Annotated in this window: 18 protein-coding genes; 13 read left to right on the forward strand and 5 right to left on the reverse strand. The window is 67.3% G+C overall.

Features of this window, described 5'->3' with window-relative positions:
• Positions 1 to 268, reverse strand: a 268-nt coding sequence (locus tag BMW75_RS28050) for a transposase (RefSeq protein ID WP_139208612.1), incomplete at its 3' end; no start/stop codon positions are given.
• Between the two features lie 619 nt (positions 269 to 887).
• On the opposite strand from BMW75_RS28050, the gene groES reads away from it, so the two are divergent.
• The 3 genes from groES (at position 888) to BMW75_RS28065 (ending at position 4,077) form a co-directional block, all read left to right on the forward strand.
• Positions 888 to 1,175 carry a co-chaperone GroES gene (groES, locus tag BMW75_RS28055; RefSeq protein ID WP_006221616.1) on the forward strand — a complete coding sequence of 96 codons (288 nt, stop codon included), beginning with the start codon at positions 888 to 890 and terminating at the stop codon, positions 1,173 to 1,175.
• 37 nt (positions 1,176 to 1,212) lie between these two features.
• Positions 1,213 to 2,853, forward strand: coding sequence for a chaperonin GroEL (gene groL, locus BMW75_RS28060; protein WP_092582786.1), 1,641 nt, complete (start codon positions 1,213 to 1,215; stop codon positions 2,851 to 2,853).
• A 222-nt stretch (positions 2,854 to 3,075) separates the two neighbouring features.
• On the forward strand, positions 3,076 to 4,077 hold the full coding sequence (locus BMW75_RS28065; protein ID WP_092582787.1) for a YihY/virulence factor BrkB family protein: 1,002 nt from the start codon (positions 3,076 to 3,078) through the stop codon (positions 4,075 to 4,077).
• 21 nt (positions 4,078 to 4,098) lie between these two features.
• Here BMW75_RS28065 and BMW75_RS28070 read toward each other — a convergent pair whose 3' ends face one another.
• A complete protein-coding gene (locus BMW75_RS28070) occupies positions 4,099 to 4,593 on the reverse strand; it encodes a MarR family winged helix-turn-helix transcriptional regulator (RefSeq protein ID WP_092582788.1) in 495 nt (164 codons plus the stop codon).
• A 141-nt stretch (positions 4,594 to 4,734) separates the two neighbouring features.
• Here BMW75_RS28070 and BMW75_RS28075 point away from each other — a divergent pair, with 141 nt between their 5' ends.
• The 10 genes from BMW75_RS28075 to BMW75_RS28120 all read left to right on the forward strand — a co-directional run bounded on the left by BMW75_RS28075 (position 4,735) and on the right by BMW75_RS28120 (position 14,505).
• Positions 4,735 to 6,192, forward strand: a complete 1,458-nt coding sequence (locus BMW75_RS28075) for a 2-hydroxymuconic semialdehyde dehydrogenase (protein WP_092582789.1) — start codon at positions 4,735 to 4,737, stop codon at positions 6,190 to 6,192.
• Positions 6,193 to 6,216: 24 nt separating this feature from the next.
• On the forward strand, positions 6,217 to 6,648 hold the full coding sequence (locus BMW75_RS28080) for a RidA family protein (protein ID WP_092582790.1): 432 nt from the start codon (positions 6,217 to 6,219) through the stop codon (positions 6,646 to 6,648).
• A gap of 103 nt (positions 6,649 to 6,751) precedes the next feature.
• On the forward strand, positions 6,752 to 7,738 hold the full coding sequence (locus tag BMW75_RS28085; RefSeq protein WP_175493297.1) for a LysR substrate-binding domain-containing protein: 987 nt from the start codon (positions 6,752 to 6,754) through the stop codon (positions 7,736 to 7,738).
• Between the two features lie 541 nt (positions 7,739 to 8,279).
• Positions 8,280 to 8,831, forward strand: coding sequence for a 3-hydroxyanthranilate 3,4-dioxygenase (locus tag BMW75_RS28090; protein WP_092582792.1), 552 nt, complete (start codon positions 8,280 to 8,282; stop codon positions 8,829 to 8,831).
• Between the two features lie 13 nt (positions 8,832 to 8,844).
• Positions 8,845 to 9,849: an amidohydrolase family protein gene (locus BMW75_RS28095; protein WP_092582793.1), complete on the forward strand. Its 1,005-nt coding sequence runs from the start codon at positions 8,845 to 8,847 to the stop codon at positions 9,847 to 9,849.
• 51 nt (positions 9,850 to 9,900) lie between these two features.
• The gene (locus BMW75_RS28100; protein WP_092582794.1) at positions 9,901 to 11,076 is read left to right on the forward strand and encodes an ABC transporter substrate-binding protein; all 1,176 of its coding nucleotides are present in this window, start codon (positions 9,901 to 9,903) and stop codon (positions 11,074 to 11,076) included.
• Between the two features lie 40 nt (positions 11,077 to 11,116).
• On the forward strand, positions 11,117 to 12,037 hold the full coding sequence (locus BMW75_RS28105; protein WP_092582795.1) for a branched-chain amino acid ABC transporter permease: 921 nt from the start codon (positions 11,117 to 11,119) through the stop codon (positions 12,035 to 12,037).
• Between the two features lie 13 nt (positions 12,038 to 12,050).
• Entirely contained in the window at positions 12,051 to 13,034 is a 984-nt protein-coding gene (locus tag BMW75_RS28110) for a branched-chain amino acid ABC transporter permease (protein WP_092582796.1), read from the forward strand.
• Positions 13,031 to 13,798, forward strand: coding sequence for an ABC transporter ATP-binding protein (locus BMW75_RS28115; protein WP_092582797.1), 768 nt, complete (start codon positions 13,031 to 13,033; stop codon positions 13,796 to 13,798). Before BMW75_RS28110 ends, BMW75_RS28115 begins: the two co-directional genes overlap by 4 nt.
• Entirely contained in the window at positions 13,795 to 14,505 is a 711-nt protein-coding gene (locus tag BMW75_RS28120) for an ABC transporter ATP-binding protein (RefSeq protein WP_092582798.1), read from the forward strand. Before BMW75_RS28115 ends, BMW75_RS28120 begins: the two co-directional genes overlap by 4 nt.
• A 30-nt stretch (positions 14,506 to 14,535) precedes the next feature.
• On the opposite strand, the gene BMW75_RS28125 is transcribed toward BMW75_RS28120, so the two are convergent.
• From BMW75_RS28125 to BMW75_RS28135, 3 genes are read right to left on the reverse strand one after another with little or no spacing between them, the layout of a single operon-like run.
• Positions 14,536 to 15,588, reverse strand: a complete 1,053-nt coding sequence (locus BMW75_RS28125) for an Ldh family oxidoreductase (protein ID WP_092582799.1) — start codon at positions 15,586 to 15,588, stop codon at positions 14,536 to 14,538.
• A gap of 9 nt (positions 15,589 to 15,597) precedes the next feature.
• A complete protein-coding gene (locus BMW75_RS28130; protein ID WP_092582800.1) occupies positions 15,598 to 17,118 on the reverse strand; it encodes a mannitol dehydrogenase family protein in 1,521 nt (506 codons plus the stop codon).
• 59 nt (positions 17,119 to 17,177) lie between these two features.
• The gene (locus BMW75_RS28135; RefSeq protein WP_092582801.1) at positions 17,178 to 18,713 is read right to left on the reverse strand and encodes a UxaA family hydrolase; all 1,536 of its coding nucleotides are present in this window, start codon (positions 18,711 to 18,713) and stop codon (positions 17,178 to 17,180) included.
• Positions 18,714 to 18,722 lie beyond the last annotated feature (9 nt).

An 18,722-nucleotide genomic window follows, 5' to 3' on the forward strand; every position in this document is an offset into this window, starting at 1 on the left:
TGCGTTGGCACTCTCGCTCGAGTCGACGACTGGACTGGACCCGATTTAAGTAGCCGTAGATGTAGATCTTCAGCAGCACAGCCGGGTGATACGACGGGCGGCCGGTAGCTGCTGGCGCCGCCTTCTCAAATCCGAGCAATGCCAGGTTGAGCTCGTCGACGAATGCGTCGATTATGCGCACCGGGTTGTCGTCGGCGATGAAGTCATCCAGGCATTCCGGGATCAACGCTACCTGCTGCCGGTCCTGACCTTCGATGAATCGGGGCATGTCGACTCCCGGGATCGAGATACCAAACTCTATCTAGATCACCGTAGCGGCGTCAAAGAGTTTTCACACAGCCTCGGTCGCATGCAGTCAGACCATAGCGTCGCCTCTGCCCCTAGGGGCTTGGGACGGAAGACCATCAGTCGCCGCTATCGTCCAGCCATCATTGGCTTGGCTTAGTGGGAGTGCCAGGTAAGGCGGGTCCGCCACTACCGTACGCACACTTTTTCAATGAACTTTTTTGTGCAATTTCGAAGTTCAATGAACCAAAATCGGCATTTACCCAACTTCAATGAACCAAAAGTCCATCCGCAAGCTCGCGCGACGCGCAGCGCTCGCCGAGCCACTCTTGGCCTGAAATCGGCAGTCCTCCGTCGCAACCCGCGCGCCGCCTCAGTCTACACACTTGTTACACGCCAACTTCAGTGAACCAAATCTCAAGTTGAATGAACTTCGACAGTTGAGTAGCGTCGACCCCGGCCCCAAAGATGTAACAGCGCCTCGCGCCCCCTTGAACCTGCAAACATCATCCCTATAATTAGCACTCGACACCGGTGAGTGCTAACAGCCCTCCCGGGGCTAACCGATCATTCACTTACTTTTTAGTTAACAGGAGTTCCTCATGGCCTTGCGTCCCCTGGGCGATCGCGTGATCGTCAAACGCCTCGAAAACGAGCGCAAGACTGCCTCGGGCATCGTGATCCCGGACAGCGCCGCTGAAAAGCCCGACCAGGGTGAAGTCGTGGCCGTCGGCCCCGGCAAGAAGACCGAAGACGGCAAGATCCTGCCGGTTGACCTGAAGGCTGGTGACAAGGTTCTGTTCGGCAAGTACGCCGGCCAGTCCGTGAAGGTTGATGGCGAAGAACTGCTCGTCATCCGCGAGGACGAAATCCTCGCCGTGGTCCAGTAAACCCCGCCTCAAACGAATTTTCGAAGGAAGCTAAGAAATGGCTGCCAAGCAAGTATTGTTCGGTGATGACGCCCGCGTGCGCATCGTCCGTGGCGTGAATGTCCTCGCCAATGCTGTCAAGACCACCCTGGGCCCCAAGGGTCGCAACGTCGTGCTGGAGCGCTCGTTCGGCGCCCCGACCGTGACCAAGGACGGCGTGTCCGTCGCCAAGGAAATCGAACTGAAGGACAAGTTCGAGAACATCGGCGCCCAGCTCGTCAAGGACGTCGCTTCCAAGACCTCCGACAACGCCGGTGACGGCACCACGACCGCCACCGTGCTGGCCCAGGCCATCGTTCAGGAAGGCCTGAAGTACGTTGCCGCCGGTTTCAACCCGATCGACCTGAAGCGCGGCATCGACAAGGCTGTCGCCGCTGCCGTCGCCGAACTGCAAAAGCAATCCAAGCCGGTCACGACCAGCAAGGAAATCGCCCAGGTCGGTTCCATCTCGGCCAACAGCGATTCCTCCATCGGCCAGATCATCGCTGACGCGATGGACAAGGTTGGCAAGGAAGGCGTCATCACCGTCGAAGACGGCAAGTCGCTGGAAAACGAGCTGGACGTCGTCGAAGGCATGCAATTCGACCGCGGCTACCTGTCGCCCTACTTCATCAACAACCCGGACAAGCAAGTCGCCGTCCTGGAAGATCCGTTTGTCCTGATTTTCGACAAGAAGATCAGCAACATCCGTGACCTGCTGCCGGTGCTGGAACAAGTCGCCAAGTCGAGCCGTCCCCTGCTGATCATCGCGGAAGACGTCGAAGGCGAAGCCCTGGCCACCCTGGTTGTGAACAACATCCGTGGCATCCTGAAGACCACCGCCGTCAAGGCGCCTGGCTTCGGCGACCGCCGCAAGGCCATGCTGGAAGACATCGCCATCCTGACGGGCGGCACGGTGATCTCCGAAGAAACCGGCATGTCGCTGGAAAAGGCCTCGCTGGCTGAGCTGGGCCAGGCCAAGCGCATCGAAGTGGGCAAGGAAAACACCACGATCATCGACGGCGCTGGCGACAGCAAGTCCATCGAAGCCCGCGTCAAGCAAGTGCGCGTGCAGATCGAAGAAGCCACGTCCGACTACGACCGTGAAAAGCTGCAAGAACGCGTGGCCAAGCTGGCCGGCGGCGTTGCCGTGATTCGCGTTGGCGCTGCCACCGAAGTCGAAATGAAGGAAAAGAAGGCTCGCGTCGAAGACGCCCTGCACGCCACGCGCGCTGCAGTGGAAGAAGGCGTTGTGGCTGGCGGCGGCGTTGCGCTGCTGCGCGCCAAGCAAGCCATCGCTGACCTGAAGGGCGACACGCCTGACCAGAACGCCGGCATCAAGCTGATCCTGCGCGCTGTGGAAGAGCCCCTGCGCACCATCGTCACGAACGCCGGCGAAGAAGCCAGCGTCGTGGTCAGCAACGTGCTGAACGGCAAGGGCAACTTCGGCTACAACGCAGCGACCGGCGAGTACACCGACCTGGTCGAGCAAGGCGTGCTGGATCCCACCAAGGTGACCCGCACCGCCCTGCAGAACGCTGCCTCCGTCGCCAGCCTGCTGCTGACGGCCGAAGCCGCCGTGGTTGAACTGGCTGAAGACAAGCCCGCTGCCCCGGCCATGCCCGGCGGCATGGGCGGCATGGGCGGCATGGACTTCTAAGTCCCGCTTCCCTTGCACGGCCTCCCCGGCTTCGGCCGGGGAATGCAGTATCCGAAACCCCCGGTCCTTCGCCCCGGGGGTTTTTTTCGCCCTGGATTTCTTTGCGTGTTGTTTCAAGGGCGGCGAAATCCCGGCGCTGGCAAACGTTTGCCAACAATCTGCCGGTATCTGGGGCCTGCATGCGTCCCTACAATGAAGGCTCCGATTCCGAGTCCTTTTCCCATGCGCCTGCCCAAGAACCTGCTGCGTGTCCTGCGACCTTCCCAGATCGGCGGACTGCTGATGGACTCCGCGCGGCAGTGGTCCAGCCATCGCGCGTCCAGCAAGGGCGCCGCCCTGGCGCTGTACATGGTGTTTTCGCTGGCGCCGATGCTGCTGCTGGTGATCGCGGTGGCCGGTGCGTTCTTTGGCGAGGAGGCGGTGCGCTCGGAATTGTTCGCGCAGCTTCGCGACCTGATCGGCGACCGGGGCGCCGAGGTGATCCAGACCGTGCTGGCCAGCGCCCACGAGTCGGGCAGCGGCTGGATCGCGGCGCTTGTCTCAATCTGTGTGCTGATCTTCAGCGCGACCACGGCCTTCGCCGAACTGAAGGCAAGCCTGGACGAATTGTGGGACGTGACCGCCAACCAGAAAGGCGGCCTGCACGGAATGGTGCGCAGCCGCCTCTTGTCATTCGGATTGGTGCTGGTCCTAGCGCTCTTCCTGCTGGTGTCGCTGACCGTGAATGCCGCGCTGGCCGCCGCGCGCGGCATCTACGGCGAACTGTGGGCCAATTCCACTTTCGCCGTTGTCGCGGAGTGGATCTCCAACCTGTTTTCTTTTTCGGTTGTGGCGGCGTTGTTCGCAGTGGTGTTCAAACTGCTGCCCAGCGCGAAGATATCGTGGCAGGACGTCATTCCGGGCGCGATTGTCACGGCCGCCCTGTTTCTGCTGGGCAAGTGGGGCATTGGCCTGTACCTGGGGCGCGGCGCCGCCGTGTCGGCGTATGGCGCGGCCGGCTCGCTGATCGCACTGCTGCTGTGGATCTGGTATTCCGCGCAGATCTTCTTTTTCGGCGCGGTCTTCACCCGGCAGTACGCGCTGCGATTCGGCAAGGTCCCACGGGAGGAGCCGCCCGCCCCGCAGACACCCCCGACTGCGCAGACGCCACCGCCCGCAACAACGCCCGCACCAACGCCTTCCCCCGCCGAGCCGGCGCACGCCGCCCCCAAGACTGACTCCTGACGCGGCCCGCGGCGCGCGGCCTCAGCGCGTCTCCGGGGTCTCCGGCGTCTCCAGCCCCGCCATCAGGCGCAGACACCGCAGGAAGACGGGCCGCAGTTCCTCGGGAATCGGCGCGAGCACCTGTGCCTCGACCTCGGCATCGCGCGGCAGGATGCGCGCCAGCAGCGCCTCGCCCTGCGGGGAGATTTCCAGCGCATAGGCGCGCCCGTCTTCCGCCGAACGCGTGCGGCGCACGTAGCCCTTCTTCGTCATGCGCGCGATCATCTCGGCGAACGAATTGCGGTCCAGCGCGATCAGCTCGGCGATACGGTTCTGCGTGGCGCCAGGATTCTGGTAGACGGTGACCAGCAGGGCCTTCTGGCGCGGCGTCAGGTCCTCATCCGGAAATGCCTGCGCGAACAGCGCTTCGGCCCGGAAGTGGGCGCGGCGCAGCAGGTGCGAGGCCACCTGCGTCAGGTCGAACTCCTTCAAAGCCCGGGCAGAGGCCGGGCGGGCGGAACGGGAAGCAGCGGTCATCGGACGTCCATGGAATTGGCCTGGCGATTGTAGGCGCAGCCGTGCTCGAAAAAGTGCATTGACTTGGCGCGGCGGGCTGCCTACTATCCGTCAATATAGTACGTATACGTATTTATCTGCATCCACCCGGAGAACACGCCGATGCCGATACGCCAATTGCGCAACTACCTGGATGGCCGCTTCGAAGACGGCCGGTCCACATTCGACAAAACCAGTCCGGTGGACGGACAACGCATTGCGCAGGTCCACGAGGCCAGCCGTGACCAGGTCGAGCGCGCCGTGGCCGCCGCCCGGCGCGCGCTGCCCGCGTGGGCGGCGCTGCCGGTGGCGGCGCGCACCGACTATCTGCTGGCATTGGCGGACGGCATCGAGCGCCGCTTCGACGATTTCCTGCAGGCCGAGATCGGCGATACCGGCAAACCGGTGGGCTGGGCCGGCAAGATCGACATCCCGCGCGGCGCGGCCAATTTCCGCACCTTCGCGGAGCTGGCGCGCACCCTGGACATGGAAAGCTACATGACCGACACGCCCGATGGCCGGCAGGCGCTGAACTATGCCTACCGCAAGCCCCTGGGCGTGGTGGGCGTCATATCCCCCTGGAACCTGCCCCTGCTGCTGCTGACCTGGAAAGTGGCGCCCGCGCTGGCCTTCGGCAACACCGTCATCATGAAGCCGTCCGAAGTGACGCCATCCACCGCGACACTGCTGGCGGAAGTCGCCCACGACGCCGGCCTGCCGGCTGGGGTCCTCAACCTCACGCACGGCTTCGGCCCCGACTCGGCCGGCGAATTCATCACCACCCACTCCGACATCGACGGCATCACCTTCACCGGCGAGTCCGCCACCGGCGCGGCCATCATGCGCGCCGTGGCGCCCGGCGTGAAGCCCGTGTCGTTCGAACTGGGCGGCAAGAACGCGGCGATCGTCTTCGCGGACGCCGACTTCGACGCCGCCGTGGACGGCGTCACCCGCTCGGTCTTCGCCAACTGCGGCCAGGTCTGCCTGTGCACGGAGCGCGTCTACGTCGAGCGCCCCCTCTACGACCGCTTCGTCGCGGCCCTGGCGGCGCGAGCGCGCGACATGCGCATCGGCTGGCCGCTGGACCCCGACACCGAAATGGGACCGCTGGTGTCGCGCGAACATCGCGACAAGGTTCTCTCGTACTTCGCGCTGGCGCGTGAAGAAGGCGCCACGGTCGTCGCTGGCGGCGGCGTGCCCGTGTTCGGCGATGCGCGAGACGAAGGCGCCTATGTGCAGCCCACGATCTGGACCGGCCTGCCGGAAAGCGCCCGCTGCATCAAGGAAGAAGTGTTCGGCCCCGTGTGCCACATCGCGCCCTTCGACACCGAGGAAGAGGCCATACGCCTTGCCAACGACACGCGCTACGGCCTGGCGGCCGCCGTCTGGACCCAGAACCTCGCGCGCGGGCACCGTGTGGCCCAGGCCATGCAGGTTGGCCTTGCCTGGGTGAACTGCTGGTTCCTGCGCGACCTGCGTACGCCCTTCGGCGGCAGCGGCCTCTCGGGCATCGGCCGCGAAGGCGGCCGCCACTCCTTGCACTTCTACACCGAGCCCACCAACGTCTGCATCAAGCTCTGACCCTCCCACCCAAAGGAACGCACGATGAATTCGCCCACCGCCAGCGCCACCGTCGTACCCGGCAAGGCCACGCCCCGCGGCAAGTATCCCCACATCAAGCGCGCCGGCGACTTCCTGTTCGTCTCCGGAACCAGCTCGCGCCTGCCCGACAACCGCATTGCCGGCGCGCACGTCGACGCCATGGGCACCGCCACGCTCGACATCCGTGTGCAGACCCGCGCCGTGATCGAGAACATCCGCGACATCCTCGCCACCGCCGGCGCCACGCTCGCGGACGTCGTCGAGATCAGTACTTTCCTGGTCAACATGAACGACTTCGGTGGATACAATCAGGTCTACGGCGAGTTCTTCGACGCCGACGGCCCGGCGCGCACCACGGTTGCGGTGCACCAGTTGCCGCACCCTCAATTGCTGATCGAAATCAAGGCGGTCGCCTACAAGCCGCCCGTGCGCTAGCAGCCGCAAGCGCACCGGGCAACACGGAACGGGCGGCGGCATGTCGGATTCACCCAGGAAACAGGACGATCGTCCGCGGCCACGCGCCAGGGCGGCTGCACGGATGTCGAACTTCCGCATTACGCCCAACGCGCTGAGCCACAAACTGAAGCTGCACCAGTTGCAGATCTTCGAACGCGTGCTGGCGCGCCGGTCGCTCTCGCGCGCCGCCAGCGAACTGCACCTGACCCAGCCCACCGTCACCAAGGCCATCCACGACCTCGAAGCCTTCTTCGGCTCAACGCTGTTCGAACGCTCCAACCGCGGCGTCACGCCCACCGAGCTCGCCCTCGTCCTGGGCCGGCGCGTCCACGCCATGATGGCCGAAGTCCGCTACATGGCCGACGACATCGACGCGGTGCTGGGCGGCGCCAGCGGACACGTCGTCGTCGGCACCCTCATCGCGGCCTCCGCCAAGCTCCTGCCCGAAGCCATCGCCCGCCTCATGACGGAGCATCCCGGCATCCAGGTCACCGTGCGCGAAGGCCCCTCCGCGCAACTGCTCCCGGCGCTCGCCACTGGCGACGTCGACATCGTCGTCGGCCGCCTGCCCGGCGCCGACATGGCCTCCATCTCCGGCGTCGCCGTCGACCACCACAAGCTCTACCACGAAGACCTGTGCCTCGTCGTCGGCGCGCGCCACCCGATGGCGGCCGCCCCCCGCGTCGACCTCGCGGACCTGATGGACCACATCTGGATCCTTCCCGCCCCCACATCCCCGCTGCGCGCCTCGATAGAACGCACGTTCTTCGACGCCGGCCTGCGCCTGCCCGCCCGCCACGTCGAATCGTTGTCCTTGCTGACCAACATCGGCGTCCTCATGCACAGCGACGCCCTCGCCCTCATCCCTTACGACGCCGCGGCGCAATTCCTGTCGATGGGCATCCTGGCACGCCTGCCGACCGACGTCTTCGGCGCCTTCGGCGACGTCGGCTACTCCATCCGCGCCGACCGCCCGCTCACGCCCGCATGCCAGCGGCTGGTGGATTATCTGAAGCAGATCACGGCGCAACGCGAGGCGCCGCCGAGCGCTCCCGCGCCCCGTGACTGACCGCGAAACCAGAAAAGGCAGACAAGCAGAATCCACGCGAAGCGTCATCCCCCCGACGCAAGACACCGCGTAAGCCCCACCAGGCCGCCCGCGCGGCCGCCGTGGGGCGGCCCCCGCAAGACGTTCCAAATCCACGCCGCCGCAGAAAAGAACCTAAAGAACCCGGCCCGCCCCAGCGACCGCCAAGCTCAAGCCACAGAGCCCGGCGTGGCGGCGGCCAGGGGTGCGCGGGGCGTGTAGATGCGCCCGAGGGAAACCGTAGGGAGCCGAAGGCGGACGAGGTTGACGACGGGGCAGTCCGGAGCGAAGGCTCCGGACCGCAATCGTAGCCCCGCGCGCCCCAGGCCGCCGCCGCGCCGGGCGTCTCAAGAACCAACAATCCCCCAAGAAACCGGACGCCTTAAGACCCATCAATCCCCCGGGAAACCCCGCGATAGATAACCCGCATATCCAACCGCACAATTTCTATTGTGCAGCCCACCATCCCCCCGCCTAGACTTCACCATCACCCGCAAGTCAAAAGACCCACGGAGAGACCCTCATGCCCGCCTACGGCCCGCCGTTGAATTTCCAGCGCTGGATCCACGACCACGCCCATCTGCTCAAGCCCCCCGTCGGCAACCAGCAGATCTGGCAAGACAGCGACTTCATCGTCACCGTCGTCGGCGGTCCTAACCATCGCACCGACTACCACGACGACCCGCTGGAGGAATTCTTCTATCAGGTCCGCGGCAACGCCTGGCTGTCGCTCTGGGTCGACGGCAAGCCCGAACGCGTCGACCTCAAGGAAGGCGACATCTTCCTGCTCCCCCCGCACGTGCGCCACTCGCCGCAACGTCCCGAAGCCGACAGCGCCTGTCTCGTCATCGAACGCCAGCGCCCCACCGGCCTTCTCGACGGCTTCGAGTGGTACTGCCCGCACTGCGGCCACCTCGTGCATCGCGTCGAAGTCCAGCTCAAGAGCATCGTCACCGACCTGCCCCCGCTCTTCCAGGCCTTCTACGACAGCCCCGAAAAACGCACCTGCCCCGCCTGCGGCGACATCCATCCCGGCAAGGGCCACGCCCCTTCCGCACAGGCCACCCCTGCCTAGTCCTAATCCCGACATGATCCAGAAAATCGACATGCACGCGCACTTCTTCCCGCCGATCACCCGGCAGGAAGCGGCCGCGCTGGACCCCGTCAACGCCCCTTGGCTGCGTCCCGACGCCAACGGTTCCACCGGTCAGATCATGGCGGGCGAGCGCCCCTTTCGCCCCGTCGACGCCACGCTATGGGACCCCGCGCTGCGCCTGGCGCAGATGGACCGGCACGGCGTCGACGTGCAGATCCTGTGCGCCACGCCCATCATGTTCGGCTACACCTATCCCGCGCAGGCCGCGGCCGACTGGGCCGCGCGCATGAACGACCTGGCGCTCGAACACTGCGCCCACGCGCCGGCCCGCCTGAAGGCGCTTGCCCAGGTCCCCCTGCAGGACCTGGACCTGGCCTGCCGCGAAGCATCCCGATCGCGCGCCGCCGGCCACCTTGGCGTGCAGATCGGCAACCACGTCGGCCCGCGCGACCTGGACGACGACACCCTGGTGCAGTTCCTCATCCACTGCGCCAACGACGGCATCCCCGTGCTCGTGCATCCGTGGGACATGATGACCGACGGCCGCATGAAGAAATGGATGCTGCCGTGGCTCGTCGCCATGCCCGCCGAAACGCAGCTCGGCATCCTGTCCCTCATCCTGTCCGGCGCGTTCGAGCGCATTCCGCGCAGCCTCAAGCTGTGCTTTGCGCACGGCGGCGGCAGCTTCGCGTACCTGCTCGGCCGCGTCGACAATGCCTGGCGGCATCGCGACATCGTGCGCGAAGACTGCCCGCAACTGCCCTCTTCCTACACCGACCGCTTCTACACCGACAGCGCCGTATTCGACCCGCGCTCGCTGCGCCTGCTCATCGACGTCATGGGCGAGGACCGCGTGCTGCTGGGCTCGGACTACCCATACCCATTGGGCGAACAGGAGGTCGGCAAGCTCGTCGCGCACGCCGATCTGCTGCCCGGCGTGCAACAGAAGATCCTGTTCCGCAACACGATGACGTTCTTTGGCTTGCAGGCGCAATAGCGACCCATCACATCCACGACCGTGACACACGGCATAGCAAGGGGAATCACCATGAAACGCATCCACACGCTGGCCGCCGCCGCGGCCTTGGGACTATCGATCGGCGCAGCCGCGCAGGCCGACGTCAAGATCGGCCTGCTGACGACGCTGACCGGTCCGGGCTCCGTGCTGGGCCAGGACCAGCTCGACGGCTTCATGCTGGCCGTCGACCAGGGCGGCGGCAAGCTCGGCGGGGTGCCTGTACAGGTCATCAAGGAAGACGACCAGTTCAAGCCCGAGATCGGCGTGCAGGCCGCGCGCAAGCTGGTGCAAAGCGACAAGGTGCCCATCATCACCGGCGTCGTGTATTCGAACGTGATGTTGGCCGTGGTGCGCCCGGTCACCAGCGCCGGCGTGTTCCTGGTGGGCTCCAACGCGGGCCCGACCAACCTGGCCGGCAAGGACTGTTCGCCCTACTTCTTCTCGACCTCCTGGAACAATACCCAACGTCACGAAGGCAGCGGCGAGATGGCCAACCAGATGGGGTTCAAGAAGGTCTACCTGCTGGCGCCCAACTACCAGGCCGGCAAGGACGCCATGGCGGGCTTCAAGCGCTTCTTCAAGGGCGACGTGGCCAACGAAGTGTTCACCCAGGTCAACCAGCCCGACTACTCGGTAGAGCTGGCCGCGCTGGCCGACGCCAAGCCCGATGCCGCCTACGTGTTCTTTCCGGGCGGCATGGGCGTGAACTTCATCAAGCAATACCGCCAGGCGGGCCTCTTCGGCAAGATCCCGCTCCTGTCGGTGGACACCATCGACGGCGCCACCCTGCCCGCCCTGCAAAAGGACGCGCTGGGCGCGGTCACCAACGTCCCGTACTCGCCTGACCTGGACAACGCCGCCAACAAGGCGTTTGCCGCGGCGTTCCGCCAGAAGTACGGCCGCGAACCGTCCAGCTACGCGGCGCAATCCTTTGACGCGGCCCAGTTGATCGGGTCGGCGCTCAAGAAGACGGGCGGCAAGGTCGACGACAAGGAAGCCTTGCGCAAGGCGCTGGAGGCCGCCGACTTCCCATCCGTGCGCGGCGAGTTCCGCTATCAGCCCAACCACTTTCCGGTGGCTGGCTTCTTCCGGGCGGACGTGGCCGAAAGCGCGGACGGCAAGGTGGCCTTCGTGAACAAGGGCCCCATCTTCCCCGACCTGTCCAAGGTGTCCGACCAGTACGCCGCCCAGTGCGTCATGAAGTGAAGCGGGCGGCCCTGACGGCCGCCGGCAAGGGGGTGTAGCCATGTCCACGACGCTGCTGCTGGTGCAGGCCCTGAACGGCCTGCAGCTTGGCATCCTGCTGTTCCTGCTGGCCGCCGGCCTGACGCTGGTGTTCGGCATCATGAATTTCATCAACCTGGCGCACGGGTCGCTGTACATGATGGGCGCCTTCATCGCGGCCACCGCGTTCCGGCACACCGGTTCGTTCCTGCTCGCCGCGGCCGCGGTCGTCGCCGGCATGGCCGCGCTGGGCCTGCTGCTGGACCGGATCGCGCTGGCGCGCCTGTATCCGCGCGAACACCTGGACCAGGTGCTGGCGACCTTCGGCTTCATCCTGTTCTTCAACGAACTCACCCGCATCATCTGGGGTCCGGCGCCGGTCAGCATGGGACTGCCGTCCTGGCTGTCCGGCACCATCGACATCCTGGGCGTCACGTATCCGCTCTACCGGTTCCTCATCATCGTGGTCGGCCTCGCGGTCGCGGCGGGCTGCTACGTGCTGATCCATCGCACGCGGCTGGGCATGCTGATCCGCGCCGGGTCGACCGACCGCATGATGGTCGGCGCGCTGGGCGTGAACATCGCCCGCCTGAACACCCTGCTGTTCGTGCTGGGCGCGGTGCTTGCCGGACTGGCCGGGCTGATGGCCGGTCCCATCCTGTCGGCGCAGACGGGCATGGGCGAGCCCATCCTCATCCTGACGCTGGTGGTCATCGTGATCGGCGGCATCGGGTCGGTGCGCGGCGCCTTCCTCGCCGCGTTGATGGTGGGGCTGATCGACACGCTGGGACGCGCGCTGCTGCCCACGCTGCTGCGCGCCGCCCTGCCGCCCGCAGCCGCCAACGCCGCGGGGCCGGCCATCGCCTCGATGCTGATCTATATCGTCATGGCCCTCGTGCTGGCGATGCGGCCGCAGGGCCTGTTTCCCGTCAGGCATGGATAAGGACGCAGACGGCATGTTGAACTTCTCTCCCCGCGCGCTGGCTGCCGCCGCGCTGCTCATCCTGTTCGCGCTGGTGCCCGCGTACGCGCACTGGCAGGGCGAACCCTTCCTGCTGGCGCTGTTCGGCCGCGTCCTGGTCTACGGCATCGCCGCGCTGGCGCTCAATCTGCTGCTGGGCTACGGCGGCATGGTGAGCTTCGGCCACGCGCTGTACCTGGGCCTGGGCGCGTACTCGGTCGGCGTGCTGTCGCACTACGGCATCGAAAGCGGCTGGCTGCACCTGGCCGCCGCCATCGGGGCCTGCGCGGTCGTCGGACTCGTGAGCGGCTACGTGGTCATGCGCACGACGGGCATCGCGTTCATCATGATCACGCTCGCCTTCGCGCAGATGTTCTATTTCCTGGCCACGGGCCTGGAAGGCTTTGGCGGCGACGACGGCATGTCGCTCTTTGCCGGCAGCGATTTCGGCCTGTTCCGGCTGGACACGCCGCTTGCCCTGTATTGGACGGCCTTCGCGGTGCTGATCGGGGCGCTGTGGCTGATGCACCGGCTGATCCACGCGCCCTTCGGCATGGCCTTGCGCGGCTGCCAGGCCAACGAGCGCCGCATGCGCGCGCTGGGCTTTCCGACGCTGCGATACCGGCTTGCCGCCTACGTGATTTCCGCCGTGATCTGCGGCGTGGCGGGCGTGCTGCTGGCCAACCTGACCATGTACGTCTCGCCCTCGTACCTGGCCTGGACCACGTCGGGCGAACTCATCGTGATGGTGGCGCTGGGCGGCATCGGCACGCTGTTCGGCCCCGTGGCGGGCGCGCTGGCGTTCCTGTTGCTGGAGGAAGGCCTGAAGCTGCTGACCGAGCACTGGATGCTCGTCATGGGCCTGCTGATCGTCGGCGTGGTGCTGGCCTCGCGACGCGGCCTGTACGGCAGCCTGTCCGCCGTGCCCTGGCGCTACGCGCGCAGAGCCGCCCGCCATCCCACCGGAGAGCCGCAATGAGCGCCTTGCGCATCGAGAACCTGGAAAAGCGCTACGGCGGACTGACGGTCACCGACAAGCTGTCGCTGGAGGTCGCCAGCGGGGAACTGCATGCCGTCATCGGTCCCAACGGCGCGGGCAAGACCACGCTCATCGGGCAGCTCAGCGGCGAACTGCGGCCCGACGCCGGGCGCGTGCTGCTGGACGGTAAGGACGTCACGCGCATGCCGGTTGAAAAGCGCGTGCGCCACGGGCTGGCGCGGTCCTATCAGATCACCTCTGTCTTCAAGCCGTTCACGGCATTGGAGAACGTGGCGATGGCGGTGCAGGCGCGCCGCGGCCACAGCTTCCGGTTCTGGCGCCCCGTGCTGTCGACGCCGGCGCTGATCGAGCCCGCGCGCGAGGCGCTGGCGCTGGCCGGCCTGTCGGCCCGCGAGCGCACGCCCGCCAGCGAACTGGCGCACGGCGAGCTGCGCCAGCTTGAACTGGCCATGGTGCTGGCGTGCGAGCCGTCGCTGCTGTTGCTGGACGAGCCCATGGCGGGCATGAGCCAGCACGAATCCGACGCCATGACCCGCCTGCTGCGGCAACTGCGCGGCCGCTACACCATCCTGCTGGTGGAGCACGACATGCAGGCGGTGTTCGCCCTGTCGGACCGCATCACCGTGCTCGTCTATGGACGCGCGCTCGCCTGCGGCACCGTGGACCAGATCCGCGACGACCCGCAGGTGCGCGAGTGCTATCTGGGCAGCGAGCGCGGCCGCGCCCGGGAGGCCCGCGCATGAATACCCTGCTCTCGCTGCGCGGCGTCACCGCGCACTATGGCGCCAGCCAGGCCCTCTTCGGCATCGACCTGGACATCGGGCCGGGCGAGTTCGTCACCCTGCTGGGACGCAACGGCATGGGCAAGTCCACCACCGTCAAGGCGGTGATGGGATTGAACCCCGCCTCGCACGGCGCGATCTCGTTCGACGGCGACGACATCAGCCGGCTGCCCGCCTACAAGGTGGCCCAGCGCGGGATAGGCCTTGTGCCCGAGGGCCGCCATGTCTTTCCCAACCTGTCCGTGCGCGAGAACCTGGTCGCCACGGCGCACAACCGGCAAGGCGCGGCGCATCCGTGGACGCTGGAACGGGTCTACGCGCTCTTTCCCCGCCTGTCCGAACGCGCCCGGCACCTGGGCAGCCACCTGTCCGGCGGCGAACAGCAGATGCTGGCGATCGGCCGCGCGCTGCTGACCAATCCGCGCCTCCTGATCCTGGACGAAGCCACCGAGGGCCTGGCGCCCGTGGTGCGCGAAGAGATCTGGGCGGCGCTGGATACGCTGAAACAGACGGGGCTGGCGGTGCTGTGCATCGACAAGAATCTGGAGCCGCTTCTGGCCACCGCCGACCGCCACGCCATCGTTGAAAAAGGGCGCGTCGCGTGGACAGGCACGTCGAAGGAATTCCTGGACGACGAGGCCCGCCTGCTGCGGTACCTGGGGGTGTAGGCGGAATCTGCGATCCGCGGGCGATGACGCCTAGGGCTGGCGCGCCGGCAGCGCCACGCCCAGCCGCCCGCTCCAGTCCTGCATCTGGGCCCACAGGCCCGGCGGCACCGGCAGTCCCTGCTGGCGACGCTCGGCCTGCGCGGCGGCCTCGGGATCGCCCGGCAGGCGCGGCCCGCCCGGCGCCTGTGACAGCTCCATCGCCATCGCCGCCACGACGCCGGCCAAGGCCGCGCCGCCCGCGAATCGCGCCGGGTCGATGACGATGAAAAACGCGCCCAGTTCGCGCGGGCGGTCCAGCGCTTCATACATGGGCGAGATATGCGGGCCGAACGGATTGCCGTTGAGGGGTCCGCACAGCAGTTCCACCATCATCGCCAAGCCGTAGCCCTTGTAGCCGTATTCTTCGCCGCCCAGCGGACGCAACGCCCGCGCCGCCCGCGCGTCGGTGCAGTCCTGGCCCTGCGCGTCCAGCGCGACGCCCGGCGGCAGGGCCACGCCGTCGCGGCGGGCATTCATGACGCGGTTCCAGGGAATCGGGGTGGTGGCCATGTCCAGGCACAGCGGTTCCGCCTGCGCGCGCGGGAAGGCCAGCGAAATCGGGTTCGTGCCGAAGAACGGCTCGTGGCCGCCAAATGGCGCGGCAATCGCGTCCGAATGCGTGAACGCGATGCCGATCATGCCCTGCCGGGCAGCGGCGCGGCTATACAGGCCGATCGCGCCGCAGTGCGAGGAATCGCTGACGCCAACCGCCGCCACGCCGGCATCGCGCGCCAGTTCGATCGCCAGGGCATTGGCCCGGTGGGCCACCACGATGCCCTGCCCCCGCCCGCCATGCACCTGGGCAGTGCCCGGCCCCGTGCGCTCGACCCGGATGTCAGGCCGGGACAGGATGGAGCCGTGCGCCACGCGGTTCAGGTAGTGCGGCAGCCGCGCGATGCCGTGCGAATCGATGCCCCACAGGCTGGTCTGCGCCAGGCTTTGCGCCAGGCAGCGCGCGTCGTCTGCGGGGTAGTCCTGGGCCAGCAGGCACGCCTCGGCCCAGCGTTCCCAATCGGCGGCGGTCACGCGGCTGTCGACGTCCATGTCCTGCTCCTAGGTGACCGCCTGCGCGGCATGGAGCGCGCCATGCTCGCGCAGCGCTTCCAGTTGGACGGTGAGGCGGGCGACGAACTCGGCGGAATCGCCCAGGTCGCCGAACACCGGCTTGAAGCGCGCCAGCACCGTGGCGCGCCGCTGTGCTGCCTGCGAGGGCTTGGCCGTCTGCGCGGCGACCTCGGCGCGCGACAGCAGCCGGGCAAGCTGCGCCGCGAGCGGGTCGTGGATGGCATACGCGCCGCCCTGCTCGTCCTGGCCGCCCAGGTAATTCAGCCACGCCGCCACCGCCAGGCACAGGCGGTCGATGCCCTGGCCGGCGCGCAGGCGGTCGCGGATCGTGTCCAGGAGTCGCTGGGGCAGTTTCTGCGATCCATCGATCGCGATCTGCCGCAGCGGATGGGGCAGCGCCGGGTTGGAGATCCGCTGGAGGAACCGCAGGCGGTATTCCACCAGCCCCGCTTCGGGGATGCCGCGCAAGGTCGGGGCAATCTCCTCGCGCATCATCGCGTCGAGGTAGCCGCGCAGGGCGGGCGTATTGATGGCGTCGGCCGTGGTCTGCAGGCCCAGCGCCGTGCCCAGGTAGGCCAACGCCGAATGCGGCCCGCTCACCATGCGCAGCTTCAGGCGTTCATAGGGGGCCGCGTTGCGCACGAAGGTCGCGCCGCCCTGCGCGTCCCAGGCGGGGCGGCCGGCGGCGAACTTGTCTTCGATCACCCAGTTCAGGTAGGGCTCGCCCAGCACCGGCCAGGCGTCCTCCACGCCAAGCCGCCCGGCGATCCGCTGGCGGTCCTGGTCTTCGGTGGCCGGCACGATGCGGTCGACCATGGAATTCGGAAAGGTGCAGTGCCGGTCGATCCAGTCGGCCAGGGTGACGTCCACCCGAAGCGCGAATGCCAGCACCAGGCTGCGCAGGGTGTCGCCATTGCCGCGCAGGTTGTCGCAGGACAGCAGCGTGATCGGCGGCAGGTCGCGTTCGCGGCGCAGCGCCAGGCCATACACCAGGATGCCGATCGTGCTGCGCGGCCGGATGGGGTCTTGCAGGTCGTGCAGGATATCGGGATCGTCCCAGCGCAGGTGGCCGGTGGCGGGTTCGTGGCTGTAGCCCTTTTCCGTCACGGTCAGGCTGACGATGCGGGTCTGCGGGTAGGCGATCCGTTCCAGGACCGCGTTGGGGTCCTCGTCGGCCACCATCACGCGCAGGACCGAGCCCACGACGCGCAACTGTTCGTGGTGCTGGCCGTCAGGTCCGGCCTCGCGCACGGCCAGCGTATACAGGCCGTCCTGGGGCGTCAGCGCATCGCGGGTGCCGGGATGGCGCAAGGATACGCCCAGGATGCCCCAGCTCAGATCACCGGTTGCCTGCATGGCCTGGTCCGTCACGACCGCCTGGTGCGCCCGGTGAAAGGCGCCCAGCCCCAGATGCACGATGCCGGGCGTGAGCCGGCTCCGGTCGTAGGCAGGCTTTTCGACGTCTGCGGGCAGACGCGGCAACGACTCCGTATTCAAACGTTCAAGCATGGATGAGCGGGGCGAGAAGTGGGGCAAGGCCAGGGTATAGCACGGCCCGTCCCGTCCCGCTACATCACCGCGCCCAGTTGCCATGGCACGAACTCGTTCTGGCCGTAGCCATGTCCTTCGCTGCGCGTGCGGCGGCCGGAGGCCGTCTGCAGCATGAGCTGGAAAATGCGCTCGCCCATCTGCGCCACGCTTTGCGCGCCGTCGACCACCTCGCCGCAGTTGATGTCGATATCGTCGGACTGGCGCTGCCACAACGCGGTGTTGGTGGACAGCTTCAGCGAAGGCGCGGGCGCGCAGCCGTAGGCGGACCCGCGTCCGGTGGTAAAGCAGATCAGGTTCGCGCCCCCCGCCACCTGCCCGGTGGCCGATACCGGGTCGTAGCCGGGCGTGTCCATGAAGACCAGTCCGCGCGTATGCACCGGCTCGGCGTATTCGTAGACGTCGGTCAGGTTGGTGGTGCCGCTCTTGGCGATGGCGCCCAGCGATTTTTCCAGGATGGTGGTCAGCCCCCCCGCCTTGTTGCCGGCCGACGGATTGTTGTCCATCTCGGCGTCGTTGCGGGCGCAGTAGTCTTCCCACCAGCGCACGCGCGCCAGCAGCTTGTCCGCCACGGCGGGCGTCTCCGCGCGGCGCGTCAGGAGGTGTTCGCCGCCGTAGATTTCGGGCGTCTCGGACAGGATGGCCGTCCCGCCATGCCGCACCAGCAGGTCGACCGCGGCGCCCAGCGCCGGATTGGCGCTGATGCCGGAATAGCCGTCCGATCCGCCGCACTGCAGGCCCACCGTCAGGTGGCTGGCGGGCACCGCCTGGCGCTCGACGCGGTTGGCCTGGTCCAGCATGCGCTCCACCAGTTCGATGCCACGCGCCACCGTCTTGCGCGTGCCGCCGGTGTCCTGGATGTTGAAGGTATGCAGCATGCCGCTTTCACGCAGGCGCTCCTGCTCCATCAGGCCGCCGATCTGGTTGGTCTCGCAGCCCAGCCCCACGACCATCAGCCCGCCGAAGTTGGGGTGGCGCGCGTAGCCGCCCAGCGTGCGCCGCAGCACGCGCAGCGGCTCGCCGTCGCTGCCGGTGGCGCAGCCGGCGCCGTGCGTCAGCGCCACCACGCCATCGACGTTCGGACAGGAGGCCAGCGCCTCGGGCCGGATGTCGCGCCGGAAGTGGTCGGCGATGGCGCGGGCCACCGTGGCCGAGCAGTTCACGCTGGTCAGAATGCCGATGTAGTTGCGGGTGGCGACCCGGCCGTCGGCGCGCACAATGCCGTCGAACAGCGCCGGCGCGGTCACGTAGTCCGTGGGACGGGCGTCCTGCCCGACAGCGTAATCGCGCTCGAAGTCCGAGAACTCCAGGTTCTGCGTATGGACGTGCTGGCCGGGCGCGATGTCCTGCCGCGCCACGCCGATGATCTGGTTGTAGCGGCGCACCGGCTCGCCGGCCGCGATGGCGCGCACCGCCACTTTGTGGCCGGGAGGCACCAGCCCCACGACCGTCACCCCCTCGCCTTCCAGCCGCGTGCCGCTGACGAGCTGGCGCCGTGCGATCACCACGTTGTCCGCCGGGTGGATGCGTATGACTGCGGTATCGGTCTGCGACATGAAAACTCC

The organism is Achromobacter sp. NFACC18-2 (assembly GCF_900108985.1).
Lineage (GTDB): Bacteria > Pseudomonadota > Gammaproteobacteria > Burkholderiales > Burkholderiaceae_B > Achromobacter.

What these genes read in the sequence shown, in the direction of transcription:
- BMW75_RS28110 (WP_092582796.1), top strand. Translation starts at nt 12,051, where the DNA reads ATGTTGAACTTCTCTCCCCGCGCGCTGGCTGCCGCCGCGCTGCTCATC.
- BMW75_RS28125 (WP_092582799.1), bottom strand. Translation starts at nt 15,588, where the DNA reads ATGGACGTCGACAGCCGCGTGACCGCCGCCGATTGGGAACGCTGGGCC.
- BMW75_RS28115 (WP_092582797.1), top strand. Translation starts at nt 13,031, where the DNA reads ATGAGCGCCTTGCGCATCGAGAACCTGGAAAAGCGCTACGGCGGACTG.
- BMW75_RS28120 (WP_092582798.1), top strand. Translation starts at nt 13,795, where the DNA reads ATGAATACCCTGCTCTCGCTGCGCGGCGTCACCGCGCACTATGGCGCC.
- BMW75_RS28080 (WP_092582790.1), top strand. Translation starts at nt 6,217, where the DNA reads ATGAATTCGCCCACCGCCAGCGCCACCGTCGTACCCGGCAAGGCCACG.
- BMW75_RS28070 (WP_092582788.1), bottom strand. Translation starts at nt 4,593, where the DNA reads ATGACCGCTGCTTCCCGTTCCGCCCGCCCGGCCTCTGCCCGGGCTTTG.
- BMW75_RS28090 (WP_092582792.1), top strand. Translation starts at nt 8,280, where the DNA reads ATGCCCGCCTACGGCCCGCCGTTGAATTTCCAGCGCTGGATCCACGAC.
- groES (WP_006221616.1), top strand. Translation starts at nt 888, where the DNA reads ATGGCCTTGCGTCCCCTGGGCGATCGCGTGATCGTCAAACGCCTCGAA.
- BMW75_RS28100 (WP_092582794.1), top strand. Translation starts at nt 9,901, where the DNA reads ATGAAACGCATCCACACGCTGGCCGCCGCCGCGGCCTTGGGACTATCG.
- groL (WP_092582786.1), top strand. Translation starts at nt 1,213, where the DNA reads ATGGCTGCCAAGCAAGTATTGTTCGGTGATGACGCCCGCGTGCGCATC.
- BMW75_RS28105 (WP_092582795.1), top strand. Translation starts at nt 11,117, where the DNA reads ATGTCCACGACGCTGCTGCTGGTGCAGGCCCTGAACGGCCTGCAGCTT.
- BMW75_RS28085 (WP_175493297.1), top strand. Translation starts at nt 6,752, where the DNA reads ATGTCGAACTTCCGCATTACGCCCAACGCGCTGAGCCACAAACTGAAG.
- BMW75_RS28135 (WP_092582801.1), bottom strand. Translation starts at nt 18,713, where the DNA reads ATGTCGCAGACCGATACCGCAGTCATACGCATCCACCCGGCGGACAAC.
- BMW75_RS28075 (WP_092582789.1), top strand. Translation starts at nt 4,735, where the DNA reads ATGCCGATACGCCAATTGCGCAACTACCTGGATGGCCGCTTCGAAGAC.
- BMW75_RS28065 (WP_092582787.1), top strand. Translation starts at nt 3,076, where the DNA reads ATGCGCCTGCCCAAGAACCTGCTGCGTGTCCTGCGACCTTCCCAGATC.
- BMW75_RS28095 (WP_092582793.1), top strand. Translation starts at nt 8,845, where the DNA reads ATGATCCAGAAAATCGACATGCACGCGCACTTCTTCCCGCCGATCACC.
- BMW75_RS28130 (WP_092582800.1), bottom strand. Translation starts at nt 17,118, where the DNA reads ATGCTTGAACGTTTGAATACGGAGTCGTTGCCGCGTCTGCCCGCAGAC.